Origin of the sequence: Anaerocolumna jejuensis DSM 15929 (genome assembly GCF_900142215.1) — a bacterium.
Lineage (GTDB): Bacteria > Bacillota > Clostridia > Lachnospirales > Lachnospiraceae > Anaerocolumna > Anaerocolumna jejuensis.
The window spans coordinates 169921-196009 of sequence record NZ_FRAC01000010.1; the positions used below are offsets into that span (position 1 = coordinate 169921).

20 protein-coding genes are annotated in these 26089 nt (G+C 43.1%); 18 read left to right on the forward strand and 2 right to left on the reverse strand.

Going from position 1 to position 26089, the window contains the following annotated elements:
• Window position 1: 1 nt before the first annotated feature.
• The 4 genes from BUB77_RS10395 to BUB77_RS10410 all read left to right on the forward strand — a co-directional run bounded on the left by BUB77_RS10395 (window position 2) and on the right by BUB77_RS10410 (window position 5146).
• A complete protein-coding gene (locus tag BUB77_RS10395; RefSeq protein WP_073275534.1) occupies window positions 2-865 on the forward strand; it encodes an ABC transporter permease in 864 nt (287 codons plus the stop codon).
• A gap of 18 nt (window positions 866-883) precedes the next feature.
• The gene (locus BUB77_RS10400; RefSeq protein WP_073275536.1) at window positions 884-2431 is read left to right on the forward strand and encodes a GldG family protein; all 1548 of its coding nucleotides are present in this window, start codon (window positions 884-886) and stop codon (window positions 2429-2431) included.
• Window positions 2431-3939 carry a DUF4340 domain-containing protein gene (locus BUB77_RS10405; protein WP_073275537.1) on the forward strand — a complete coding sequence of 503 codons (1509 nt, stop codon included), beginning with the start codon at window positions 2431-2433 and terminating at the stop codon, window positions 3937-3939. The genes BUB77_RS10400 and BUB77_RS10405 overlap by 1 nt, the downstream gene beginning before the upstream one ends.
• A 214-nt stretch (window positions 3940-4153) precedes the next feature.
• Window positions 4154-5146, forward strand: a complete 993-nt coding sequence (locus BUB77_RS10410) for a Na/Pi cotransporter family protein (protein ID WP_084124094.1) — start codon at window positions 4154-4156, stop codon at window positions 5144-5146.
• Between the two features lie 14 nt (window positions 5147-5160).
• Here the strand turns inward: BUB77_RS10410 and BUB77_RS10415 are convergent, their stop codons facing one another.
• On the reverse strand, window positions 5161-5718 hold the full coding sequence (locus BUB77_RS10415; RefSeq protein ID WP_073275539.1) for a TetR/AcrR family transcriptional regulator: 558 nt from the start codon (window positions 5716-5718) through the stop codon (window positions 5161-5163).
• A 153-nt stretch (window positions 5719-5871) separates the two neighbouring features.
• On the opposite strand from BUB77_RS10415, the gene BUB77_RS10420 reads away from it, so the two are divergent.
• From BUB77_RS10420 to BUB77_RS10485, 13 genes are all read left to right on the forward strand, one after another.
• Window positions 5872-6669, forward strand: a complete 798-nt coding sequence (locus BUB77_RS10420; protein WP_073275540.1) for an ABC transporter permease — start codon at window positions 5872-5874, stop codon at window positions 6667-6669.
• A 244-nt stretch (window positions 6670-6913) separates the two neighbouring features.
• On the forward strand, window positions 6914-7339 hold the full coding sequence (locus tag BUB77_RS10425) for a flavodoxin family protein (protein WP_242962455.1): 426 nt from the start codon (window positions 6914-6916) through the stop codon (window positions 7337-7339).
• 3 nt (window positions 7340-7342) lie between these two features.
• Window positions 7343-8428: a radical SAM/SPASM domain-containing protein gene (locus BUB77_RS10430; RefSeq protein ID WP_073275541.1), complete on the forward strand. Its 1086-nt coding sequence runs from the start codon at window positions 7343-7345 to the stop codon at window positions 8426-8428.
• An 11-nt stretch (window positions 8429-8439) separates the two neighbouring features.
• Window positions 8440-9111, forward strand: coding sequence for a response regulator transcription factor (locus BUB77_RS10435; protein WP_073275543.1), 672 nt, complete (start codon window positions 8440-8442; stop codon window positions 9109-9111).
• Window positions 9112-9135: 24 nt separating this feature from the next.
• A complete protein-coding gene (locus tag BUB77_RS10440; protein ID WP_073275545.1) occupies window positions 9136-10218 on the forward strand; it encodes a sensor histidine kinase in 1083 nt (360 codons plus the stop codon).
• A gap of 383 nt (window positions 10219-10601) precedes the next feature.
• Window positions 10602-12446 carry a sensor histidine kinase gene (locus tag BUB77_RS10445; protein WP_073275547.1) on the forward strand — a complete coding sequence of 615 codons (1845 nt, stop codon included), beginning with the start codon at window positions 10602-10604 and terminating at the stop codon, window positions 12444-12446.
• Between the two features lie 34 nt (window positions 12447-12480).
• Window positions 12481-14121 (forward strand): response regulator, encoded by a 1641-nt coding sequence (locus tag BUB77_RS10450; protein ID WP_084124096.1) that lies wholly within the window; start codon window positions 12481-12483, stop codon window positions 14119-14121.
• Between the two features lie 180 nt (window positions 14122-14301).
• Entirely contained in the window at window positions 14302-16029 is a 1728-nt protein-coding gene (locus BUB77_RS10455) for a type 2 periplasmic-binding domain-containing protein (protein WP_242962457.1), read from the forward strand.
• A gap of 99 nt (window positions 16030-16128) precedes the next feature.
• On the forward strand, window positions 16129-17091 hold the full coding sequence (locus BUB77_RS10460; RefSeq protein ID WP_073275805.1) for an ABC transporter permease: 963 nt from the start codon (window positions 16129-16131) through the stop codon (window positions 17089-17091).
• Window positions 17092-17104: 13 nt separating this feature from the next.
• A complete protein-coding gene (locus BUB77_RS10465) occupies window positions 17105-18031 on the forward strand; it encodes a carbohydrate ABC transporter permease (protein ID WP_139241151.1) in 927 nt (308 codons plus the stop codon).
• Between the two features lie 106 nt (window positions 18032-18137).
• Window positions 18138-19649, forward strand: coding sequence for a GH39 family glycosyl hydrolase (locus BUB77_RS10470; RefSeq protein WP_139241152.1), 1512 nt, complete (start codon window positions 18138-18140; stop codon window positions 19647-19649).
• A 147-nt stretch (window positions 19650-19796) separates the two neighbouring features.
• On the forward strand, window positions 19797-20867 hold the full coding sequence (locus BUB77_RS10475; RefSeq protein ID WP_073275553.1) for an alpha/beta hydrolase: 1071 nt from the start codon (window positions 19797-19799) through the stop codon (window positions 20865-20867).
• Window positions 20868-21289: 422 nt separating this feature from the next.
• Window positions 21290-22582 (forward strand): glycoside hydrolase family 27 protein, encoded by a 1293-nt coding sequence (locus BUB77_RS10485; RefSeq protein WP_073275557.1) that lies wholly within the window; start codon window positions 21290-21292, stop codon window positions 22580-22582.
• A gap of 62 nt (window positions 22583-22644) precedes the next feature.
• On the opposite strand, the gene BUB77_RS10490 is transcribed toward BUB77_RS10485, so the two are convergent.
• Entirely contained in the window at window positions 22645-23517 is an 873-nt protein-coding gene (locus BUB77_RS10490) for an AraC family transcriptional regulator (protein ID WP_073275559.1), read from the reverse strand.
• A 339-nt stretch (window positions 23518-23856) separates the two neighbouring features.
• Between BUB77_RS10490 and BUB77_RS10495 the strand changes: the two genes are divergently transcribed.
• Window positions 23857-26013 carry a glycoside hydrolase family 3 C-terminal domain-containing protein gene (locus tag BUB77_RS10495; RefSeq protein ID WP_073275561.1) on the forward strand — a complete coding sequence of 719 codons (2157 nt, stop codon included), beginning with the start codon at window positions 23857-23859 and terminating at the stop codon, window positions 26011-26013.
• The last annotated feature ends 76 nt before the right edge of the window (window positions 26014-26089 follow it).

Sequence of the window (26089 nt, forward strand, 5' to 3'; positions counted from 1 at the left end):
GATGCTGGCTATTTTCAAAAAAGAACTAAAGTCCTATTTTACATCTATGACAGGATATGTATTTATAGCATTTTTCCTGGTTATCGTAGGTATTTACTATGCGGTGTTCAATTTAATTAACCGCTCAGCTAATTTTGAAAATGCACTATCAGGTTTATCATTTATCTTTGTTCTGTTAGTGCCGATTTTAACCATGAGATTAATGGCAGAGGACAAGAAGCAAAAGACCGACCAGTTATTATTTACCTCACCGGTCTCCATCGGAAAAATAATATCCGGAAAATATTTTGCAGTACTTACTGTATTTTTAATTTCCATGTTAATAATTTGTTTTTATCCGCTGATTTTAATGCAGTTCGGCAGCGTACCCTTAAAGAGTGCATACAGTGCCATTTTAGGCTTTACTCTTCTGGGTGCGGCTTATATTTCAATCGGGCTGTTCATATCTTCCCTGACAGAAAGCCAGATGGTATCCGCGGTTGTAACCTTTGTGGTTATGCTGATTACAGTTCTTATGGACAGTCTTGTGAATTTCCTGCCTACGGATAACCGTTCCTGCTATATTGTATTCTTTATCGTAGTTCTGCTGATATGCTGGCTTTTATACAGTATGATGCACAACATAACCGTTGCACTGACGGCAGGTGTAATCGGAGAGGCAGCCCTGACCATTATTTATGTTATGAAGCCTGCTTTGTATGATGGACTTCTTACCAAGGTCTTAGGATGGTTCTCTGTCATTGCAAGGTATGATAATTTTTCAAGCGGATTATTGGATTTAACCTCTATTGTTTACTATATAAGCATCGTGTTTATTTTCCTGTTCTTGACTGTCCAGGCAATTAAGAAACATAGATGGAACTAAGGAAGGGAGATGGAGTAAATGAGTGAGCAAAAAGAAAACAATACCAATGTTGAAGATAATGTTACAGAGCAGAAATTAGCGGCAGATAATAATGCGGCAGAAACCAATAATGCAGCGGCAGGCAGCAAAGCACCGGGGGTTGCCGATAAAATCAAGGCCTCCTTCTCTTCCAGAAAATTCAGGGGAGGAGCTTATGCAACAGTAGTATCTGCTGTTGTCATTGTAATCGTAATCATATTAAATGTTATCATCTCACAATTAGACCTTAAGGTGGATGTCACCAAGGACAGCAAATATTCCCTGACCAGTGTTACAAAGGATTATGCGAAGAAAATGAAGGATGATATTACGATCTACTATCTTGTACAGACGGGACAGGAAAATAAGACCACAAAGCAGATTATTGAGAATTATCCCGAAATTTCCAAACATATTAAGGTGGAATATAAGGACCCTGTTCTATATCCAAACTTTGCAAAGAAATACGTAGATGACAAGGTTACCAATAACAGTGTGCTGGTAGTCAATAATTCCAATAACAGAGTAAAATATGTGGATTCCAGCAGTATGGTGGTTACCCAGATGGATTACCAGACCTACCAGACCTATCAGACAGGAATTGATGTGGAAGGCCAGGTCACTTCAGCCCTCCAGTATGTAACTACAGATAACCTGCCTATTATGTATACTGTGACAGGACATGGAGAAACAGAGCTTTCCAGCACCTTAACCTCAGCTCTTGGCAAGATTAATGTAACCTCTAAGTCACTCAATACCCTTACAACGGAAAAGGTGCCGGATGACTGTTCCGTTCTGCTGATCAATACACCCCAGAAGGATTTCTCAGCCGATGAGGTAACTATGGTAAAGAATTACCTTTCAAAGGGCGGTCATGCCATCATTTATACAAATTATCTGGCAGGCAGCCTGGATAATTTCAGCAGCCTTTTAAATTACTATGGAGTAAGCGTGGTACCTGGATTCGTTGTGGAAGGCAGCAGAGACCATTATATGGGTCAATATGTCACAGACCTGATACCAAGCATTGAATCCCATGACATTACCTCATCCTTAAAAGCGGCGGGTTCTTATATTATAGCACCCCAGTCTTCCGGTCTTAAGACTCTTGATTCGGCAAGAAGCACCATTGAGACCACACCGCTACTTACTACCTCCGATGAGGCATACTCAAAGACAGATGTCAGCTCAAGTAATGCCTCAAAGGAAAAAGGCGATATTGACGGTCCTTTTAACCTTGGCGAAGCAATCACTGAGAAATATAATGATACGGAAGCCAAGCTGGTAGTATACGGCTCTTCCTTATTGATTGATGAAGGCACGGTTTCTGTTAATTCCTTCGGAAACCTGGATTTGTTCTTAAATACCGTAAACTTTGTAACGGACAAGAAGGATACGCTGGCTGTAAGAACTGTTAGCACAGAGCCCCAGTATCTGAATGTAACGGCAGCAAAAGCAAACCTGTGGTCAATACTCATCGTAGTTGTATTGCCGGTGCTTGTTCTTGCTTCCGGCGGATATGTGGTACTTAGAAGGAGGAAGAAATAATGGCTGGCAGTAAGCGTAAAAAAAACATTGGATTACTGCTGCTGCTCATTGTTATGATTCTTTTGCTAGGTGTATATTTCTGGATGACTAAGTATAATAGTGACAAAAAAGATTCAAAAAATGACACAGCAGAAACTAATAAAGCAATTGTAACTCTGGATAAGGATACCATTAAGACAATTTACTTTAAGAACCAGGAGTATGAAATGACCTTAAGCTTAAACAGCAAAGGGGTGTGGGAAGACAAGGAAGACCCTGGCTTCCCGGTTAACCAGACCTATGCTGGCAATATGCAGAGCCTCTTTACTGATATAGCCCCTACCAATACCCTGACAAAAGACATTGATGACCTGACCGCCTTTGGTCTGGATAAGCCGGCTGTTACTGCCACTGCTACTACGACCGATGGCAAGGAAGTGACCATAACCGTAGGAAATGAAACCCCCTTAGGCGGAGAATATTACGCCACAGTAAAGGGAAATAATGCGGTTTATGTTGTCGGTGCCTCCTATCACAGCTATTTCGGATATAAAAGGTCGGAAATGCTTACGGTTGAAACCCTTCCATCCATCACTGCGGAGAACATTACCAGCCTGGATGTGGCACCAAAGGACGGCAAGGAATTCCAGGTGGCATATGAGCCGGATTCACCCTATGATTATTCAGGCTTCAGCGACTATATTATAAAGAAGCCTTACACAACTCCGGTGGCAGCCGACATTGACAGCCTTAATACCCTGTTTGCCAACTATACGGCTTTGTCCTTTTCCTCCTGTGAGGATTACAAGGCCGCTGATTTAAGCAAATATGGCCTGGATAAACCGGCCTATACCATAGCCATTGGCTACTATGAGGAACAGAAATCCGATACCGGCAGCACGGATACCAGCAAGAGCAGTACGGACAGCACCGACAGCAAGAGTACGGATAAGACTGCCAAGGTGAGCAAGAGCCTGACCCTTTTAATCGGAAATGCCAATGATGACGGTGATTATTATGTAAAGACACCGGATTCCAATGCGGTAAATGTTATGAGCAAATCAACCGTAGATAAGCTTGTGAATATTGATGCTTACAGCAATACCTATAAATACACGAACCTGATTAATATTGAAAATGTTGACAGTGTGGATATTGCCTCGGAAGGTACGACTCATACACTTACTATTAAGAGGGAGACAAAGAAGGAAAACGATAAGGACGTTACAACCGCAACTTATACGGTGGATGGTAAAAAAGCAGAGGAAGATGCCTTTAAGAAGATTTATTCCGTAGTGATTACTCCGAAAACCGGAAGAGAAATCCCGGCAGCTGACCTGAATAAGGGCAAGAACGAAACACCCGACCTGACCTTAACGTTCCACCTTAACACCTCTGATACACCTTATGTTGTGCAATTCAAGCCCTATGATGACAGCTATGACATAGTAAATACCAACGGAACAGAGCTGTTCCTGACAGATGCAAGAAATGTAAAGGCTGTTTTAGATTCCTTTAGTGCGAAGTAATCAGCCTACAAGAGCCAAAAAGTCAGTGTTTTTAAGACTTTTTGGCTCTTTTTTTTGCAGTTGCAGGATGCTGCTTGAAGAGCCTTGTAATGTTGCTGTTTAGGCGGGATACCCTTGGAGGGTAATGTTTATTTTGTTGAAATAATTTTTTGGTAAAAGAAATAGCGGTCTGTCTCTATATACAATGGTATATTATTTCCGGTAACAGGATAGTATGGTAGAGAATATAAGCTTACCGGAGAGCGGAATGCGGGAAGTCATAACCATAATAATGAATTTTATCACCGGTTCCCTGCTGATCATTACGGGTGTCAGTACCATGGGAGGAACCCTGGAGCGGGCCAACTCAAAGCTTTTGAATAAGACCATCAGCCTGTTTTCCAAAAACAGGTGGACGGCGTTTTTTACAGGCATCTTTCTTACGGGCCTTGTGCAAAGCAGCACTGCTGTTACCATATTAACGGTCAGCCTGGTGGATTCGGGCATTATGAAGCTGGAAGCAGCTGTCAGCATTGTTTACGGAGCCAATATCGGCACTACCTTTAATGCACAGTTTATGAGCCTGCATATCAGCCAGTATGCCTGGTACATACTTATTGCCGGCTGTATTTTGAGCTTTGGCACCGTTGCCAGGCTTAAAACCGCCGGTACTGTCATCGCCGGCGCCGGTTTAATGTTTTCGGGGCTGGACCTTATGAGCAAAAGTGTCATGATTTTAAAGGATAACAGCTTTCTTGCCCAGTGGATGCAGGACCATTCGGAAAATATATTTCTGTGCCTGGTTACGGGCCTGGTATTTACCATGCTGGCGCAAAGCAGCAGCGCTACGGTGGGAATGACAATTCTGCTGTTCAATAACGGGCTGCTGCCCTTTGCTTCCGCAGTGGCCCTTACCCTGGGAGATAATATAGGAAGCTGCATCATTGCACAGATTGCCAGTATCAAATCCGGAACTGCGGGGAAGAGAGTGGCGCTGGCACATACCCTGTATAATGTTTTGGGAGTTGCCGTCGCCTTTCTCCTGCTGCCTCAATTCTGCGGTGCAGTACTGGTGGCCACAAGGCATCTGGGACAGGACAGCAGCCACCTTGTCGCCAATACCCACACTATATTCAATCTTTTAAGCGCCATGCTTTTTCTTCCCATATCCAAATATTACGTACAATTGCTCCGTTTTATCCTTCCGGATAAAATAATAGAAAGATGAAGAAAGCTGGAGGTCTACGAATAAAAAGGCAGTGTCAATTTCAGCATCTCACTTAGGACTTCAACAAGTTGTTTTAAGGGAATATTCTGGTCAGAACGGATCCAATTAATATACACACCAATAATACCTGAAGATGCATATTCTATCTTTATTTGCTGATTTATAGATACAGTGCCGTAATCAGATAATATTTTTTGTGTCAGTTTCTGATTTAATAAGGAAGTACATTCGTTAATGAGAAAAGAATAGGAATCTTTTTCTGCAATTGTTTTGTAAAAGGACATGTCTTTTTCCATTATTTGATTAAGGCCTTTGAAAAATGCAGAAAAATCAAAGGTCTTACTGCTATTCAGTAAGAGCAAGAGTTCATCAGAGAGTTCATTGAGCAGATCTTTGTATACATCTAATACCGTATCATAATGAAGATAAAATGTTTTTCTGTCGATATCAGCAAGATTGGCAATATCAGTAACTGTAACCTGTTCTAATTCCTTCTGCCCAATTAGCTGTATAAATGCATTACGAATATTTTTTTTTGTTCTGATTACGCGTCTATCTGTTTTTTTAGTCATGCTTTCTTCCTCAAATTTTATAATATGTGTGGAATAGTTCTCAAATTATGAATATCTGGTAATTGAAATATTTCCTAAAAAGATTATAATTCGCATATGTAGATAAATCAACAAAATAAGAAAAATATTTGAAGGGATTGGAGGAGAAGTCGTATGAATTTATTTGAAAAGCTCTTTTCAAGTTATCCGAAGACGGATGTATCACCGGAAGATTTTGTATACGCATTAAGTACGCAGAATCCACAGTTTGCCTTAACACTTACAACCGTTCTGATTACATTTATATTAGGATTTCTGGTTTATGTGTATTCCTTTATTCTGGTCGATCGGGAGAAGAGCGGACCTTATCCGTTATGGATGCATACGTTTTACTGTGCGGCTGATTTTATGGGAATATGGGTGTTCCTGTCGGCTTATTTGAGATATGATCATTTCTGGTTCTTCCTGCTTGGAATAATAGGCGAAATCGTATGGGTCGGTTTCGAAATCTATTGTCTCTGGCGTTCAGTTACCTATGAACGGGTAGAAATCTGGGGAGAAAATGCGACCTTAAAACAGGCTATTTGCACTTGTATTATGCAGAGCGTAATCTTTTTTGCAAGTTTAAATCTTCTTCGTGTTGAACTTGGAGATGAATCTATGTTCAAATTCTGGATTTTTACACAGGTAATTATTTGCTGTGCACCGGGTCTTTTCTGGGAAAAGCGCGGTACCAGAATTGGAGCTTGCTGGCAGTTAAATATTGTCCTGATATTAGTTGCTGTTATGTCATTTAATCCATGGAATATGTGGGCACTAATTAGTCCTGAGTTCTTTTCAGTGGCAAATAATCCCTGGTATTATATCGTTGGGCTGATTACACTATTTTTTGCAATCAGAGGATGCTATGTATATGCGAAACTTCCTGAAAAACCAGACAGGCTTTCGGATGGTAAAAAACCTATTTTCTAATTTTATTGCGAAGGGAAAAAACACAGTTTTTACGATAAAAGCCCAGAATTGCATAATGCTATGAATTGATAGATAAATAAAGCTTTAAAGACCAGGAGTGTAATGATAAACAGTTTATACTCCTGGTTTTTTTGCCTGGTCATATTCAGGTCATATTAGTCTGATATTTTACTACCTATGATAGGAACAATAGAGGTAATCATTAAAACATTGGTAGAAAGATAAAGAAAGAAGAGGTATGATAATGATGTCAGAAGCAAAATATGCAGTACGTTACTGTTCAAAAACAGGTAACACAAAGAAGCTGGCGGAGCAAATAGCAGCTACGTTAGGGTGTAAGGCAGAAACAGTGGATCATAGTATTCAAAGCAAGGCAGATATCTTATTTCTTGGTTGTTCCGTATATTGGGGAGGTATTGATCCTGTTATAAAGAACTTTATTCAGAATCTGGATGCAAAATATGTAAAGAAGATAGTGGTGTTTTCAACTTCTGCACTGGCAGAACGTGCATACCCTGGCATCCAAAGGCTGCTGAAAGAAAAAGAAATATGTGTTTCAGAAGATAATTTTTATTGTCGTGGTGAATTTAAATTTTTACACAAGGGAAAGCCGGATGCGCAGGATTTGAAAGATGTATCTATTTTCGCAAGGAAATTTCTGGAGGAATAAGTGATGGATGAAAAACTAGATTTAGAAAGGTATCTTTCAAATGGCGTAGAAAATATTGTAAAGGGAGCAATCAGAGCAACGTTAAAGGATCCGCGGGAAAGCATTTTTATGGCAAAATACGCAATTGCAAGTAAGGAAGCAGCCAGAAAACGTCAAAAAGCAAAAGAACAGAGTGAAAATATACCGCCATTTCTCATTGCAAGTATCACCAGCAGTTGTAACCTTCATTGTGCTGGATGCTATGCAAGATCAAATCACACTTGTAGTGATGCAGAGGCAGTATCTCAGCTGACAAGAGAAGAATGGGAGAAGATTTTTCTTGAAGCAAGTGATCTTGGAATAGGATTTATACTGTTAGCTGGTGGTGAACCGATGATTCGCAAAGATGTAATTAAGGCAGCTGGAACCATTCCTGAAATAATATTCCCGATATTTACGAATGGAACTATAATAGATGAAGAATATTACAGAATGCTGGATCAATCCAGAAATCTGATACCAGTCATTAGTATTGAGGGGCATCAGGTAAAAACAGATCAAAGGCGGGGAAGAGGGGTGTATCAAAAGGTGATATCAGCGATGGATTCCTTAAAGGAAAGACATCTTACCTTCGGTGCGTCCATAACACTTACCACAGAAAATATGAAAGAGGTAACAACCGATGAATTTATACATACCCTTGGAGAAAAAGGCGCAAAGGTTGTTTTCTATGTGGAATTTGTTCCGGTAACGGAGGATACCAGGAACCTTGCGCCAGGAGCCGAAGAAAGAGCATGGATAAAGAAACGGCTCAGTCAAATCAGAAAACAGCATCCGGAGATGATTTTTATCTCCTTTCCAGGAGATGAGAAAACTTCTGGTGGATGTTTGGCAGCCGGACGAGGATTTTTCCATATTAATTCTCATGGTGGAGCAGAACCATGTCCGTTTTCGCCATATTCAGATATCAATGTGATAGAAACATCACTAAGGGAGGCCATACATTCCGATTTGTTTCAGAAACTTCAGAATCAAAATATTCTAATAGAGGACCATGCAGGTGGCTGTGTATTATTTGAAAAGAAGGAGCTTGTGGAAGCACTATTGTAGGAGGTAATCAGATGTTTTCGATATTGGTAGTAGAGGATGATGAGACGCTGAATAAAATGATCTGCGCTAAGCTGAAGCAGGAGCAGTTTTCGGTTCATACGGCATTTGACGGTGAACAGGCACTTGAAGTGATGGATGAAAAACATATAGACCTTATTGTTTGTGATATTATGATGCCACGGATGAATGGATATGAGCTGACAGATACTATCCGAAATGCCAATTATACACTGCCAATCCTTATGGTCACAGCAAAGGATCAAATTGAAGATATGGAAAAAGGGTTTGCGGCAGGAACAGATGATTATCTTATTAAGCCTTTTAATATGAAGGAGCTTGTACTTAGGGCACATGCATTGCTAAGAAGATCGCAGATCGCAAGTGAAAGACGCCTGGCAGTGGGGCATGCAGTCCTTGATTATGATGCACTGACGGTAGTGATAGCCGGAGAGGAATATAATCTTCCACCGAAGGAATTTTATCTATTGTTTAAATTGTTAAGTAATCCAAATCATATATTTACAAGATTAGAACTAATGGATGAAATCTGGGGCATGGATACAGATGCTGATGAGCGAACAGTAGATTCACATATTAAGAAACTAAGAAGAAAATTTGAAGGTTATCCTGATTTCGAGCTAATTACAATCAGGGGGCTTGGATATAAAGCAAAGATTAACTGATCAGGAATATTTCACGGAGGAATTATGAAGCAGGAGAAGGAGAAAAGTCAGAGAAAATACAGAAAAGACTTAAGGCATTATTTTGCGGAAAGTGTCATTGTTACGGTGTGCGTCTGTTGTTTGATTGCAGTATTTATGGTGGGTATCTGCCTGAAGATTTTTTACCATCAGACGCTTACACCAGTTCTGCTGTACGGGATATGCCTCATAATATGCTGTGTGACTGTGTGCCTGACTGGAATTTCGCTCTTCGTGCGGACAAAGAAGATCACGACTCCTGTTACACGCGTAAGTGAAGCCATCATGCAGATTTCAGAAGGAGATTTCAAAATTCGAATTCCACATTCCGTTAAGAAACGAGAGGGCTATGCTTACGAAAATGAACTAGATGAACTTGTAAATAATTTAAATAAAATGGTTTCTGAGCTGGAGGGAATGGACTATATGAGGAAAGATTTCATGAGTAACGTTTCTCATGAGGTCAAGACACCAGTAGCGGCTATTACCGGGCTCTCTGAAATTCTATTGGATGGGAATCTGTCAGAAGAAGATCAGCGGGAATATCTCTCACTGGTACATCAGGAATCGGTTCGGCTGTCTGATTTATGTGAAAATATGCTCCGTATGTCCAGGCTGGATCACCAGGAAATTATATCTGAGAATGATGAAATCCGGCTGGATGAACAAATCCGAAAATGTGTTATTTTGCTATCTGAGAAATGGCAGATGAAAAACATTGAATTTGTGCTGGAATTACCGGCAGTAACGATTGTTTCAGAAAAAAATCTCCTGATGCAGATCTGGATGAATCTCCTTGATAATGCAATGAAATACTCGGAAAATAATTCTATTATTGAAATTGGGCTTTCTCAGAAGGAATCAGAAATAAGTGTAAGTATTCGTGATTATGGAATTGGGATCAGCCCAGAGAAACAAAGCAAAATCTTTGAACGATTTTACCAGTGTGAAGAATCTCATAAAAAACAGGGGAGTGGATTAGGCTTATCGATTGTTAAAAGAATACTTGAATTATTAGGTGGGAATATCATATATGAAAGCAGGCTGGGTGAAGGAACCAAAGTTACTGTAGTATTAACTATTTATTGAAAAAATAATACAATGATCTATTGGCAATAAGGAGAAAAAGTCCATATTACTGGTTACGATGTTTGAAAAGCAAGGAAGAACAGCAGCCAGTACCAGGGGCTTTTTTTGTATGCCGCCAAATAACCATTGCTCTGACGGTTCCAGTACGGGAATGAATAAAATTAGCCTGTACTGATTAACCAGGCCGGGTATTGCTTAAAAGCATTATATGAATAGAAGTAAGCAATAATTGGTAGGTGCATTACTTTAAAACAAAATATAATTAAATAGGGGTAATTCACTATGGTGAATAAATGGAGATAGAGGATATGCCACAGGGCTGTTATATCTACGGTGAAATAGCAGCCTGCAGGAAGAGAAATCTAAAAACGAAGAGGTAGCTTATGGGAAGGCAGGGTTTACGAAATGGTATATTTCAAAGGAATAGTAAATGGATTCAAAACATTTTTAATAATTTGCTGGCGCTGCTGAACAATAAAAGAATCAAGGAGAAGATCTTTTATGTGTATATCCTGTGCGTCCTTGTTCCTACTATTGTAACGAATGTTATTATTCTTGGAAGCAGCTTGAGAATGTCTGTTAATGAGCGGAAGACCAATATTAATAACATAGCGGATTCCGTCAGCCACGATATTGCAAAATCGCTGGAAAGTGCGGTATATGTAACGGTGGATTTGTATACCAGTGCTTCCATCAGTGACTTTCTGGACCGGCAATATGAGACGGATGGGGATTATTATGAAAAGTACAGTACCGTTTTCAGCAACTATGTATTTTATGCCAGCTCCAAGCATCTTGTCAGTGACATCACCTTCTACTCCGACAATTCCACAATGATAAACGGCGGAAAATACTACCGGATTGATTCGGTAAAAAAGGAAGGCTGGTATAAAAAGTTTAAGAATGCCGGGACGGATCTGTTCGTGTATCCCTATTTTCAGAATAACAGGAATATCAATAATAAAAAGCGTATGATATCCGTTATCCGAAAGCTTAATTATCTGGGCCTGAAGGAAAGGGAAAAGCTGGTCAAGCTTGATTTGAATTACAACCAGATTAACGAAGCAGTCAACAGCTCAGCCTTTAATACCACCGTATACGTATGCCATGGTAACAGCATTATATTTACCAATGACAGGGAGGACGAGGGTCTGAACACCAGCTTTTTAAATGCTTCCCTTATAAAGGGAAAGAATGTGCAGGCACACCGTGCCTTTACCGCATACGGAATTGACTGGGATGTTTATGTGACAGGCTATAAATCCAACTTTATGGTGGATATCAAGCATAATTTAATGCTGATGTTGGTATTGTTCCTGGCAGATGCGCTGATACCGGCTTTTATGCTGGCACTTTTCAGCAATTCCATTACAAGAAGGATACTGCTCCTGGGGGAATACCTGGAAAAGGTCAGAAACGAAAAATTTGAACTCATTGCAGCGAATGAGGGAAAGGATGAAATCGGAGAGCTGCTGGAAAATTATAATCACATGACCCTGCGGATGAAAGCGTTTATTGAAAATGAGCTGAAAAGCAAGCTGGAGCAGCAGGAGCTGGTAATGGCAAGACAGCAGGCAGAGCTGCTGGCCCTTTCCAGCCAGATAAATCCTCATTTTTTATTCAATGTACTGGAAAGCATCCGGATGCGGAGCGTATTAAAAGGGGAGGAGGAAACCTCCCATATGATTGAAAGCCTTGCCAGGCTCATGAGAAAAAGCGCCGACTGGGGTTCGGATTATATCACAATCGAACAGGAAACCGGGTTTATGCGGGACTATCTGGAACTGCAGAAGTACCGCTATGGGGAAGACTTCCGCTATAAGATTAAAATAGAAGAGAAATTCCATTCCTTTAAGCTTCCAAGCCTGGTGCTGGTAACCTTTGTGGAGAATTCCTGTGTCCATGGTCTTGACAGGCCGGGGCATTACGGCTCTATCTTCGTATCGGCCTATGAAAGGGAAGGCTGCCTGTATCTGGAGATAGAGGACACGGGAATAGGAATGGAAAAGGAGCAGGTGGAAGAGCTGGAAAAGCTGCTGAATGAAGCAGGAATTGGGGAACTGCAGAAATCGGCAGGCAAACCGGCAGGTCTCGGGATGTTAAATGCCTGTATACGCTTGCGTAAATTCTGCGGAGAGGGCACAAGGATTATCATTGAGAGTGAACCGGGAGAAGGTACCTGCATCATCATCAGGGTACCCTTGGAAGAAAGGGACAGGGAAATGTGACAGGCGGATTTGTTACGAAAGGGGGTAATTATCTTTGGAGGAAGAAAAAAAGGCACTGCTTAAGGTGTTATTGGTGGATGATGAACCGTTCATTCGAAAAGGGCTTGGGGCACTGATTGACTGGGAAGCGGAGGGCTATGTCATTGCCGGGGAAGCTCAGAATGGGAACGAGGCAATTGAAATACTATCCGGAGAGGAGTACCAGCTAATTATTTCCGATATCAAGATGCCGGATATGAGTGGTATCGAGCTGGCAGAATATGCAAAAGCCAAAAGAATCACGGAGGCAAAATTTGTATTCCTAAGCGGATTCTATGATTTCCAGTATGCCAAATCAGCCATTTTATGCGGCTGCAGCGATTATGTCCTGAAACCCATACAAAAGGAGGAACTGTTAAGCGTCTTGCGGAGAATACGGAATGATATCCGGGAGGAAGCAGGGGACAGAATGGATAAGAGCATTTGTGAAAAAGCTTATCTGGACCGGAACCTTATGGCTTTGATCTGGGGCAGATATGATGAAATCAACTTAAATTACGTGAAAGAAAGATTGAAGCTTACCGGCGAGGTGATGTATATCCATCTTGAAATCTATATGATGGATGATAAATTTGCCGGCCTTTCGGAAGAAAAGAAAAGGGAGCAGCAACGAAAGCTGTACAATTATGCTGGCCTGCTGCTAAAGAAGCTGTCGGACTACGTTATCTTTGATGTTACGAAGCATGGGGAATGCTATGATATCGGAATAATTTACAGTGAATTTATGGCCAGGGAGAGGAATATGACGGACGAAGAATGGCTTGGCTGGATATTGCAGGAGCTGAGGGAGCGTATGGGCTTTGAAATCGCAGCCTGTACCGGAAGCCGGGTCAGAGGAATAGAAGACATCGCCTATTCCTACCGGGAAGCAGCCATGACACGATTCTTCCGCTTCTATCAGAAGCTTGAGAAGGAACCGGTACATCGTGCCTCTAAAAGGAAGGTCCAGGCAAAAAATACCCAGGAGGAATACTTCCGCAAGGAGCTGGACAGCCTGATCCACGGAATCGAAATCGGAGATAAAGCCTTTATCCGGGAGAATGCAGGGAGCCTTTACCGGAGGATGATGGACAAATGTATGGATTCGGAGCTGATTGGGCTGAATATCCAGTATTATATGTACCGCCTCCTGGGCCTTGCCTATGAGATAGAAACGGATATCAATCAGGAAGAGGCCATGCTGTATATCCAGGAAACAGCCTTTGCGCCGGGGCTGCCCTGGATAAATGAGATGAAATTCCTGAAATTTGCGGAAGCTTATTCCGATTATCTGATGCAGCTCCGCCAGACCTCAGCACGTGGGGTCATGAACCGGATTGAGGCGGAGATTGAAGCCAATTACGCGGAGAATTTAAGCTTGAAATCCCTGGGAGAAAAGTATTACCTGAACAGTGTCTATCTGGGGCAGATCTTTAAGAAATGCTATGGCTGCTGCTTTAAGGACTACATGAACGGAGTACGGCTCCGAAAGGCGGCCCAGATGCTCTTGCGAACGGATGATAAAGTATATGAGATTGCCGAAAAGGTCGGATACCGGAATATGGAATATTTTATAAACAAATTTGAAAGCATTTACGGGGTCACACCTGCAAGGTTCCGTAAGAGAAATTCTGAAGCTTCCAAAATGCTTAAATGATACACATGGGAATTGATTTGAAAAATCATGGTAAAATACACAAAAACAATAAAATAATAAAATAAAATTTATACATATATACTTCGTAATAGTTTTTCATTTAATTTGTATGAGTTTTTTATTGTGCAAAAATGCTAAAATAAAGCATCACTTAAGTGAAATAAAAATTGGAGGATTATTATGAAAAAGCGGTTTATTGCAGTCCTGATGTGTATTGCCATGGTATCGCTCCTGTTCGCAGGCTGCGGAAAGAATTCCAAAGAAAGCAAGGACGTTTCCGCCACAGGCGGTGCGGCAAAAGAGGAGTCAGGCGGGGATGCTGCCACATCAAAGAAAATCAAAGAGTTTACGGCGTTTTTTGACAGGCAGGGCTCGGAGATTAATAAGGACAATGAAATCCAACAAATTATTGCAGAAAAAATTGGGGCAAAATGCAAAGAAACGTGGCTGACCGGACAGACAGGCGAGGAGGCTGTCGGCATGCTCATTGCCAGCGGCGAATATCCGGATTTTATTGACTGGACACCGGAGCTCCAGGATGCAGGAGCACTTGTAGCAATTGATGAATATCTGGATAAATACCCGAACATTAAGAATTTCTGGAGCGATGTGCAGTGGAATTCCTTAAAGCAGAAGGATGGGCATATTTATTCCATTCCCCAGTTCGGTAAAATCAATCAAAAGGCAATGGATACCCAGCAAAACGGGGAGGCTTTCTGGATTCAGACAAGAGTTCTCAAGTGGGCGAACTATCCGAAAATCGAGACCTTGGATGAACTCTTCAAGCTGTTGGAGGATTATTATAAGGCCAATCCTGCTATGGCAGACGGCTCATCGGTCATTCCTTTTGAAGTTCTGGATTATGACTGGTATTATTTCTGCCTTGAGAATCCGCCCCAGTTCCTGGACGGATGGCCCAATAACGGACGCTGCATCGTAGATCCCTCCACCTACCTGGTAACGGATTACAATACGACAGATACCGCCAAGAGATACTTTAAGAAGCTGAACGAGGAATATAATAAGGGAATAATCGACCCTGAGTTCATGACCATGAACCATGATCAGTTCCTGGAGAAGGTATCCTCCGGACGTGTACTTTGTATGGTAGAACAGCATTGGGATTTCCAGACAGCGGAGGATTCCATTAAGTCCCAGAAGCTGGAGGGCTGTACCTATGTGCCTCTTGGAATCACCATCGACAAGGGTATGAAGGAAATGTACTATACCACAGGGGAATCCACCGTTCTTTCCGGCGGTTTAAGCATTACAAAGAGCTGTAAGGATATAGAGGGCGCTCTTCAGTTCGTAAATGATTTGTTAGATCCTGAAATCTCCACTCTGCGCAGCTGGGGTGTTAAGGATGCGGACTATAATGTCGGTTCCGACGGACTTTTCACCAGAACCCAGGAAATGAGGGACAATGCCGTAAATGCAGAGTATAAGGCTTCTCATCTTTGTACCTACAGCTATTTCCCGAATTACGGCGGTATGAATCCGGACGGAAAGAATGCGGCTACACCGGATACACAGCCCAATGAGTTTTTTGCAGGTTTAAGACCGGAGGTACAGGAATGCCTTACTGCCTATGGCGCTAAAACCTATGTAGGCATGCTGGACTACAATGAAATAGATTGTATGAAAGAGCCCTGGTATCCGATTTATTCCTTTGTAGGTGAAATGACAACGGCAACTCCCGGAGGGCTTGCATGGGAGAAGATGGACCAGGTAAAGAAAGAACAGCTTCCTCAGGTGGTAATTGCCGGTAACTTTGACAGTGCCTGGGATACCTACCAGAAAGCGTACAACAAAGCCAAGCCGGAAGATTTCCTGAAGGAGGTTCAGGAAGCGGTTTATCATAGAATTGAGCTGGTTACGGGAAAGGATGTCAGACCTGCCGGCAAATAAGTCTTAAATTGTTTCGGAGTTGTTCACTTCCAGCAGGCGGTTCGACAAAGATTTGCCGCAGCCGCCTGCTTTAAATTAAAAGAAAGTATGGTAATATCTATGGCTGGAGTAAAGTATGTAAAAGCAGAAAGGGTAAAAGAAAAAAAGAATAAGATAACCTGGAAAAGAATCGTGAAACAAAAGGAATTAATTTTCCTGTCCATTCCTTTTTTAATCTACGTCCTTGTATTTAATTATGTACCCATAGTAGGGTGGTTAATGGCATTCCAGAATTATAAGCCCCAAAATGGTTTTCTCGGTTCTGAGTTCGTCGGAATGAAGTGGTTTAAGTTTCTCTTTGTGGACAATCCGGATTTTATCAGGACAATCCGGAATACACTTGCAATGGGCATAATCAATCTGGTGCTGAGCTTTGCTTTTGCAATCGGATTTGCCCTGCTATTGAATGAAGTAATACATAAGGCCCCAAAAAAGTTTGTACAGACGGTATCCTATCTCCCTCACTTTTTGTCAATGATAATCGTATGCGGGATTTTACAGGATGCACTGTCCACAGATCATGGAATCATAAATGATTTTCTTATAAACCTGCATCTCTTAAAGCAGCCGGTCAACTTCTTTACCCATAAAGAATATTTCTGGTGGATTGTAGGTTTTGCAAATGTATGGAAAGAAACTGGCTGGAACAGTATTATATATCTTGCCGCGATTACGGCGATTAACCCTGATTTGTACGAAGCGGCATCCATTGATGGAGCCGGCAGGCTTCGTAAAATGTTGAATATAACGTTACCGGGCATTAAGCCGACGATTTTTATCCTGCTGTTGATTAATATTGGAGGCGTTCTGAATGCCGGTTTTGAGATACAATATTTACTGTCAAATGGTCTGGTGCAAAGTGTGTCACAGACAATTGATATCTATGTACTGAAGTTTGGTATAAGTCAATGCAACTATTCACTTGGTACGGCGGCTGGTATTTTTAAGAGTGTGGTGAGCATTATCCTGATTCTAATGGCAAATACTGCGGCGAAGGCAGCCGGAGAAGAGAGACTTTTCTAGGGAGGTGTGGGTAATGAGTACCAATAAAATGCTAAATGCCGGAAAGCGTAAAAAAATTAAACTGAAAGACTTTATCTATTATCTGATTATCGGACTGGTTCTGGCGATCTTTGTGGTTATTACCATATATCCGATTATCAACACCCTGGCAATATCCTTAAATGATGCAATGGACAGTTTACGGGGCGGTATTTACCTCCTGCCGCGTAAATGGACCTTGAATAACTATAGTACAGTACTCCACAAGGACAGCATGATGACCGGACTGTATATTTCTGTGCTCAGAACTGTCGTGGGCACTGTTGTACAGCTTGCGGTAACGGCCCTGCTTGCCTTTGTAGTCAGCCGTAGGGATTTCGTTCTGGCGAAGCCGGTCAATATCATTTATGTACTGACAATGTATGTTAACGGCGGCCTGATTCCGGGGTTCCTGCTGAATAAAGCCCTGGGCTTTACCAACAGCTTTTGGGTCTATATTATCCCGGGCATGGTAAGTGCCTTTAATATGCTGGTAATCCGTACCTATATGAACGGCCTGCCGGACAGCCTGGAGGAATCCGCTCAGATTGACGGTGCGGGATATTTTAAGATATTTGTGAAGATTATCGTACCGTTGTGTAAGCCGGTATTTGCAACCGTGGCACTGTTTATCGCAGTAGGCCAGTGGAACTCCTGGTTCGATACGATGCTCTATAATAGAATGGCGGATAATCTGACTACTCTGCAATATGAACTGATGAAACTGCTGTCTTCGGTAAGCCAGCTCAGCGGGAATGCGGATACCGCAAGAGCGGCCAGCTCGGCTTCTGCCGCACAGGTAACCGTAAAATCCGTCAGAGCTGCAGCGACCATTCTGACCTGTATTCCGATTGTAGCATTGTACCCCTTTTTACAGCGTTATTTTGTAACGGGTATGACAATCGGCGGTGTAAAGGAATGAGGAAGCCGGCAGTCATTAGCAGGAGAAGGAGAGAAATACATATGGGCAGTTGCAGAGGGTCATTATAAACACGGAAAATATGGGTAACTGAATGGGAGGATACCAAATGACAGAAAAACGTAAGTATAAGCTAAATTGCTCGGACAGGGCAGAATTTCACAACAATGCCGCATACTGTATCGGTACCGGCCGGATGAATCTGGCATTAAGGCATGAATATCACAAGCAGCTGAAAAAGGTGCAGGAGGATATCGGTTTTTCCCATATCAGAGGTCATGGCCTGTTCTGCGATGATATGGCTGTTTATCACACCTATATGGAAGAGGGAGAAGAGAAGACAGAATATAATTTTACCTATATCGACCTGGTTTTTGATGATTACAGGGCCCTGGGACTTAAGCCCTTTGTGGAATTGGGCTTTATGCCGGAAAAGCTGGCATCCGGGAACCAGACGGTATTTTACTGGAAGGGAAATGTTACGCCGCCTAAGGATTATGGCAAATGGGCGGAGCTGGTATCGGCAGTGATTGGGCATTGGATTGAACGCTATGGGAGGGAAGAAGTGGCCGCCTGGCCCTTTGAGGTATGGAATGAGCCCAACCTCCCCGGTTTCTGGAAGGATGCCGATGAAAAGGAGTATTTTAAATTATACGAAGTAACAAGCAGAGCGGTAAAGAGCTGTGACAGCAGAATCCGGGTGGGCGGACCGGCTATCTGCGGAGTGGATGACGAGCGCTGGCTGCGCTCCTTTCTGCAATTCTGCACTGTCAATCAGGTTCCCCTTGATTTTGTAACAAGGCATGCCTATGGGACAGAGGCGCCGGAAAAGGACGGACACTATCAATACCAGCGTTTAAGAACACCGGAAGCCTTTATGGAGGAGCTCAGGACCAGCCGCAGTATCATTGACAGCTTTAAGGAATATAAAGGAATGGAAATGCATATCACAGAATTCAATACCTCCTATACTCCGTTGAATCCCATACATGATACGAATTTAAATGCTGCCTATGTGGCACGTTTATTAAGTGAGATGGGAGATATTTGTGCTTCTTATTCCTATTGGACCTTTGGAGATGTTTTTGAAGAAGAGGGAGTTTCCTTTACGCCTTTTTCCGGTTGTTTCGGACTGCTGGCCAACGGTGGAATTCCAAAACCAACTTATTGGAGCTTTGTATTTTTTAAGAAACTGAGTGACTTTGCAATATTCAAAAATGAATATGCTGTCATTACAAAGGACGGGAAGGGAGGTATCAGGGGAGTATGCTGGAATATAGCGGAGGAACAAGGGGATTTTGCCCTGACCCTGGAATTTTCGGCAGAGCTGGAAAACGGAAGCTATGCGGTGGTACAAAAGCTGGTGGACGAAGAAACCTGTAATCCTCTGAAGGCCTGGGTGGATATGGGAACACCGGCTAATCCCTCCGGGGAGGAACTGGAAGTTATAAAGGAATGTGCATTGCCCCGGGTTAAAACCAGGCGCCTTGAAGTTACGGAGGGAAGGGCAGATATTGAAATCAAACTATCTTCCAATGGAGTATGTTATTTTGAGATAACTCCCATCTACCCAAAAGCAGACAGGGGATTCCGGGTTGAATTAATCAGAGGGGCAAGGTAATAGAAAGGATACTTGCGGAAGAATAAAACCGCAGTTCCGTTTATGGAAAAAAGTAAGCATGCCGTAGGAAGATACAGCCACGGCATGCTCCTTTTGACATTCTGCTGCCCGGATCAAATATTAAATTAGGAACAGAAAGGATATTATATGAAATTGCATGAATTAATGAGAATTCCCGAGGAATATAAGAAGACAGCTTTAGAGGAGCAGCAGGGAACAGTGGTTGAGGCGGCTTATCCGGTAAGCAATTACATTAACCGGTCAAGAGAATTGGTAACCGGTCAGGGAATACCGTCAGAAGAGGCAGGGCGGAAGGTTATTGCCGGAGATAGGATAGTAAAGAAGTGTAATATATATCTGCCTGCAGGCTACTGTGAGAAGGACAGTGAGGTAAAATACAATGTTTTGTATCTCCTTCATGGGGTAGGGGGCAGCCGGTCTGAATGGTTAAATGGCAACATGGACGAGGAGGGCTGGTATGTTATCTGCAATATTTTTGATAACCTCATTGCAAGGGGAGACCTTGAGCCGCTGCTGCTTGTGTTCCCCGAGGGCAGGAGTGCCTGGGATTGGGAGGACAGCAGCTTTAACCCGGAGGGAACCAATATGCTGGGCTTTTATTATCTGGACTACGAGCTGAGATATGACCTGATTCCTTTTATCGAGACAAGGTATCATACTTACTCGGATATTCGAAAGGCTTCACCGGAAGAGCTTGCATATAACCGGCAGCATCGCGGAGTGGCAGGCCTGTCCATGGGAGGCATGCAGGTCCTGAATCTTGTACTGGGAGGAAGGCGCTGTGATGCGGAGCGTTATGCCGGTACGGAAAGTCCCTGGAATAATGGGCTGGCTCCCACTGTGAAGGCTCCCGGAATGGCAGATTTATTTGCCTATGCAGGAGCATTTTCCAATGCACCGACCTCCAGTGAGGGAAAGCTGCTGGGAAATGCTCTGGCATCGTCAAGATACTCTCTTGAGCTTCTCTACCTTACCTGCGGGGATCAGGATGGAGTGGCATACGGCGAGGGATTCCAAAGGGCAGATACCTGCTTATATGATATGGCGGCCAATAACCTTGGAAATTACTATAAGGTAATTATAAAGAACGGCGTCCATGATTTTCAGGTATGGAATAATGGGGCCTTTAATTTCAGCCGGCTTTGTTTTGGGAAGGGTAAGGAGTGCAGCGGAATTCTGCACAAGGCTATAATTTGAGTGATATCGCAAGCAGGGCATGATATGTACTGGAAATAGGAATTGTACACTTGAAAAAGGCAGTGCGGGTTTGTCCAACTGGATAAAATAGCTTGTCAGAAAGATGGGAATAGATGTTCTGGGTGGTATGAAAATAACATCAAAAAATTATCCGTAATAATCAAATTTATATTCTTGAAGTTGATGAAATACATGAATATAATGAATTATATAGGCTATTATAAAATTTTATTTGCATCAAATATTTTCTATATGGAAAAGCCTTCTGGCTTTTTCTGTCTGGGGAAGGTAATAAAAACAGGAGTGAAAGAAAATTATAAAGTAAGGATGCCACATACAGATTCTTTCACCGGGTGTAGCAGGTTTCACCTGTTTAAATTGTGGCAGTATTGCAGGGTGGCCTGTAATATTAGGTGTAAGGTATGAATAAGAACAAATTTGCAGTTACCCCTCCCATGGGGTGGAACAGCTATGATTATTACGATACCACGGTAAATGAAGAACAGGTCAGAGCAAATGCCGAGTACATGTCCGCCCACTTAAAGGAATACGGATGGGAGTATGTGGTAGTTGATATTGAATGGTATTCCTATGAGGCGGGAACCAGAAGAGAGCTGTATCAGTATCTTCCCTTTGGAAAGGTTGAAATTGATGAGTATTCCAGACTGCTGCCCTGCCTGGAACGTTTTCCGTCTTCGGCAGGAGGAAAGGGCTTTCAGCCCCTGGCGGACTATGTGCACAGCCTGGGCCTTAAATTTGGCATCCACATAATGCGCGGCATTCCCAGAATAGCCGCTCATACCCATGGAAAGGTTCTGGGAACTCCGGCAGGTGCCGATGAAATTGCCAATCCGTCCTCTATCTGCTGGTGGAATCCGGATATGTACGGGGTGGAGACCGAAAGAGAAGGTGCTCAGGCTTACTATGATTCCCTTTTTGAGCTCTATGCCAAATGGGGAGTGGATTTTATTAAATGTGATGATATCTGCCGCTATGATATGCCCTCTGCCAAAAAAGAGATTGAGATGCTGCATCTGGCAATCCAGAAATGCGGACGGCCCATAGTGCTCAGCCTTTCCCCGGGACCGGCATTGATTGACCAGGCCTGGTATTATTCACAATATGCCAATATGTGGCGCATTACGGATGATTTCTGGGATAACTGGCCACACCTGGTGAATATGTTCGAGCGCTGTGAGCTTTGGCAGAAGCATGTATCGGAAGGCTGCTACCCGGATTGTGACATGCTGCCTTTAGGGTATGTGGGCAAAGGCTTTGGGCAGGAGAGGTATACCAATTTACGGAAAGAGGAACAGGTGACCATGATGACCCTATGGTGCCTTTTCCGTTCACCGCTGATGCTGGGAGCGGAACTGACAAAGCTGGATGACTGGACCAAGAGCCTGATTACCAACAAAAAAGTACTGCATTTACTTTCCGGTTCCCAGGGTGCCAGGCAGATCAGGAGAACGGGAGAGCAGGCTGTCTGGTTCTCTGAGGATACACAGGAGGATGCCTTTTATCTTGCACTGTTCAATATAAGTGACGAAAGCCTGAAAATATCGGTAAGTCCGTCAGAAATAGAGATTATGACCTTTGGAGATAAGGAGCTGGAGGAATTGTGGACCGATGATATCATTGGCGGTACCGAAGGTCCTTTTGAAGCGGAAGTGCCGGCTCATGGGGCCAGGCTGTATAAGCTGAGAAACCGGTGACAGGAAGGTCTGAAAAGGGGATTGGAAAAGAGGAAGAATACAGCAGATAACATATACAGGGTTCAGGTCCCTTGGGACTTTTCTGTGACACTATGCTGTCTCCGGTATTCTTCCGGTGTCATATGCAAAACCTTCTTGTATACCTTTGAAAAGTAATTTCTGCTGCCAAAACCGCACTTTTCCGATATTTTATGGATGGGAATATCTGTGTCTATAAGCAGTGACATGGCATGTTCGAGTCTGATGCGGGTCAGATATTGTATCAGAGTCACCCCTTTTTGCTTGTGGAACTGCCGGCTTAAGTGAGATAAGGAAACGCCAAGCTCACGGCTCATATCTTCGAGGCTTTGAGGAAGGGCATAACGGGATTGAATCCAACAGGCGGCAGCGTCCACAAGGGAAGGGGGATTTTTGTCCTGAGGGAATTCAATACTGCGAAGGAGAGCTGCCAGAAAGCGGAAGAGCCATTCGCTGTCTTCATAGGGTTCCAGCTGTTTTCCGGATTTCAAGGTATGGAAAAGTTCGTTTAAAAGAAGAATGGACGGATTTTGAGCGTCCAGATTCATAACAGGGCCGGCCAGTTCCCGGATGCGGTTAAAAAAAGGTTTAACGGCTGGGCCTTTAAAATGTATGAACAGAAAGGTCCAATGATTACCGGAGGCTTCGGCATCAGGAAGGAAGTAGCTGCCTTCATCGGGAAAAGATAAAAGAAAGGCCTTATCCTTAGTCAGCTTATAATCCCTGTCCGAAGTCCGGTAAATACCATATCCGTCCAGCGTGTATTGAAAGAGGTATCCCTCATAGTCTCTGTTTTTATTATTATAGTAATATTTTTCGTTTTGCCGCTTTTCCAAACCTAAATCCTGAATGCAGAGGGTATTTTCCGCTATTGTATTTATATGGATAAAGCCAAAAAATCCAGTCTCAAAGTTCATGTCCACACTTGCCCCCCATTGCATACCGCAGACTTGTCTGCGGTACTGCCATAAATAATGGAGTGTGAAAGTGCTTTCCGCTTTCACACTACTTTTCATTTTTTAATAGTATCATAAATGGAAGGAAACGTCAAAAGCCCTCCGCTCCATTAAAAAGAACAGAATCCGGTACAAAGCTCATGAAGGAATCAAATTCGCAATATTTGATTTAAAATGAGAAATATATGAATAGATATTTAATAGTAAATAAACTAAATTAGTATTTGTAGCATATATTGTCTTTATTTATGTACTGGAAACAATGGAATGAAATCGTATGAAAAGATATGGAGAATGGAAATGGCGGAATTGGTTCATAACACAAAGAAAACAGAAGAGTTCAAAAGGAGAGCAAAAGAACTGGTGGAGCAGATGACACTGGAAGAGAAGGTGTTTCAGATGCTCCACAAGGCTCCTGCAATTGAAAGACTGAAGGTAAAGGCCTATAATTGGTGGAATGAAGGGCTTCATGGCGTAGCAAGAGCCGGAGTGGCTACGGTATTTCCACAGGCAATCGGCTTAGCGGCAGCATTTGATGAGGAGCTGCTGGAGGAAGTGGCGGACGCTATCTCTACCGAGGCAAGAGGTAAATTTGCCATGCAGCAGGAGTTCGGTGATACGGATATTTATAAGGGGCTGACACTTTGGTCACCCAATGTGAATATTTTCAGAGACCCCAGATGGGGAAGAGGACATGAGACCTACGGAGAAGACCCCTATCTTACCTCGAGGCTTGGAGTACGTTTTATACGGGGAATACAGGGGCAGGATGAAAATTTCCTGAAAACTGCTGCCTGTGCGAAGCATTTTGCTGTCCACTCGGGCCCGGAGGATTTAAGACATGAATTTAATGCGGAGGTTTCTCTTCAGGATTTGTATGAGACCTATCTGCCTGCTTTTAAAGCCTGCGTTACGGAAGGAAAGGTGGAAGCGGTCATGGGGGCTTATAACCGTACCAATGGTGAGCCCTGCTGCGGAAGCAGCCTTTTGCTGAAAAAAATACTCCGGCAGGACTGGGGCTTTGATGGACATGTGGTATCCGACTGCTGGGCCATTAAGGATTTTCATGAGAATCACAAGGTGACAACCGGGCCCGAGGAATCGGTGGCACTTGCGGTGAAGCAGGGCTGCGATATCAACTGCGGGAACCTGTTCGTACATCTGTTAAAGGCAGTGGAGAAGGGATTGGTCAGTGAAGAGGAAATCACACAGGCAGTGACCAGGCTGTTTACTACAAGAATGAAGCTGGGAATGTTTGAGGAAAAGGAGAAGCAGCCATTTAGGGATATTAAATACAGTCAGGTGGATTCCCTGGAAATGAAGGAGCTGAATCTCAAGGCGGCCAGGGAATGCCTTGTCCTGTTGAAAAATGAAAACCATACCCTGCCTCTTGAGAAAGCAAAGATTAAAACAGTAGGGGTTATCGGTCCAAATGCCGACAACAGGAAAGCACTGGTAGGAAATTATGAGGGTACTGCTTCCCGGTATATTACTTTATTGGAAGGCCTGGAGGATTATCTGGGAGAAAATACAAGAGTATTCTATTCAGAGGGCTGTCATCTCTATGAGGACAGGATGAGTAGTCTGGGAAATGCCAATGACAGGCTTGCGGAGGTAAAAGGAGTATGCAAGGAAAGTGATGCTGTTATTGTCTGCCTGGGACTGGATGCAGGTCTGGAAGGGGAAGAAGGAGATGCTGGAAACCAGTTTTCCAGCGGAGATAAAAGAAATCTGAACTTACCGGGTCTGCAGCAAGATATACTGAAAGCTGCTTATGAAAGCGGTAAGCCGGTCATACTGGTGGTATTAAGCGGAAGTGCCATGGCTTTAGGATGGGCCCAGGAGCATGTATCGGCTGTCATACAGGGCTGGTATCCGGGAGCCCAGGGAGGAAGGGCCATTGCGGAAGTCATATTCGGGGAGTATTCACCGGAAGGAAAGCTGCCGGTAACCTTTTATCAATCCCTGGAAGAACTGCCGGATTTTACCGACTATGCCATGAAAGACCGTACATACCGTTATATGAAGCAGGAAGCCCTGTATCCATTTGGCTACGGACTGTCCTATACCCGTTTCTTCCTTGAGAACATCACTTTTAATACATATACTGTTACGGAAGAGGGCGTTCAAATATCTGTCAGAATTACGAATGCAGGGGACATGGCAGGCGGAGAAGCCGTTCAGGTGTATGTAAAAGCGGAAAGATCCGGCACCCCCAACCCCCAGCTAAAAGCATTTCAGAAAGTGCATTTATTACCTGGTGAAAAGCAGGAAATCCAACTTCACCTTCCGGCAGAAGCCTTCGGCCTGTATGATGAAGAGGGTATTTTACAGCTGCCATCGGGTAAATATACGGTATATGTGGGCACATCCCAGCCGGATTCCAGGAGCTGTACATTGACAGGTATCAAACCAAGTGCTTTTTATCTTGAAGCCTTGACAGGGGTGGAGCTTTAAGGCTGCCCTATAGAAGTAAAATATCAGTTTTCCATTTGCAAGGAATAGGTAAGCCCTTAACAGTATCATGGCAGAA

Excerpts from the sequence above, each read along its gene's own strand:
- BUB77_RS10405 (WP_073275537.1), top strand. The coding sequence starts at position 2,431 with ATGGCTGGCAGTAAGCGTAAAAAAAACATTGGATTACTGCTGCTGCTC.
- BUB77_RS10440 (WP_073275545.1), top strand. The coding sequence starts at position 9,136 with ATGAAGCAGGAGAAGGAGAAAAGTCAGAGAAAATACAGAAAAGACTTA.
- BUB77_RS10395 (WP_073275534.1), top strand. The coding sequence starts at position 2 with ATGCTGGCTATTTTCAAAAAAGAACTAAAGTCCTATTTTACATCTATG.
- BUB77_RS10410 (WP_084124094.1), top strand. The coding sequence starts at position 4,154 with ATGGTAGAGAATATAAGCTTACCGGAGAGCGGAATGCGGGAAGTCATA.
- BUB77_RS10485 (WP_073275557.1), top strand. The coding sequence starts at position 21,290 with ATGAATAAGAACAAATTTGCAGTTACCCCTCCCATGGGGTGGAACAGC.
- BUB77_RS10400 (WP_073275536.1), top strand. The coding sequence starts at position 884 with ATGAGTGAGCAAAAAGAAAACAATACCAATGTTGAAGATAATGTTACA.
- BUB77_RS10470 (WP_139241152.1), top strand. The coding sequence starts at position 18,138 with ATGACAGAAAAACGTAAGTATAAGCTAAATTGCTCGGACAGGGCAGAA.
- BUB77_RS10425 (WP_242962455.1), top strand. The coding sequence starts at position 6,914 with ATGATGTCAGAAGCAAAATATGCAGTACGTTACTGTTCAAAAACAGGT.
- BUB77_RS10435 (WP_073275543.1), top strand. The coding sequence starts at position 8,440 with ATGTTTTCGATATTGGTAGTAGAGGATGATGAGACGCTGAATAAAATG.
- BUB77_RS10475 (WP_073275553.1), top strand. The coding sequence starts at position 19,797 with ATGAAATTGCATGAATTAATGAGAATTCCCGAGGAATATAAGAAGACA.
- BUB77_RS10415 (WP_073275539.1), bottom strand. The coding sequence starts at position 5,718 with ATGACTAAAAAAACAGATAGACGCGTAATCAGAACAAAAAAAAATATT.
- BUB77_RS10490 (WP_073275559.1), bottom strand. The coding sequence starts at position 23,517 with ATGAACTTTGAGACTGGATTTTTTGGCTTTATCCATATAAATACAATA.
- BUB77_RS10460 (WP_073275805.1), top strand. The coding sequence starts at position 16,129 with ATGGCTGGAGTAAAGTATGTAAAAGCAGAAAGGGTAAAAGAAAAAAAG.
- BUB77_RS10430 (WP_073275541.1), top strand. The coding sequence starts at position 7,343 with ATGGATGAAAAACTAGATTTAGAAAGGTATCTTTCAAATGGCGTAGAA.
- BUB77_RS10465 (WP_139241151.1), top strand. The coding sequence starts at position 17,105 with ATGAGTACCAATAAAATGCTAAATGCCGGAAAGCGTAAAAAAATTAAA.
- BUB77_RS10495 (WP_073275561.1), top strand. The coding sequence starts at position 23,857 with ATGGCGGAATTGGTTCATAACACAAAGAAAACAGAAGAGTTCAAAAGG.
- BUB77_RS10445 (WP_073275547.1), top strand. The coding sequence starts at position 10,602 with ATGGGAAGGCAGGGTTTACGAAATGGTATATTTCAAAGGAATAGTAAA.
- BUB77_RS10455 (WP_242962457.1), top strand. The coding sequence starts at position 14,302 with ATGAAAAAGCGGTTTATTGCAGTCCTGATGTGTATTGCCATGGTATCG.
- BUB77_RS10420 (WP_073275540.1), top strand. The coding sequence starts at position 5,872 with ATGAATTTATTTGAAAAGCTCTTTTCAAGTTATCCGAAGACGGATGTA.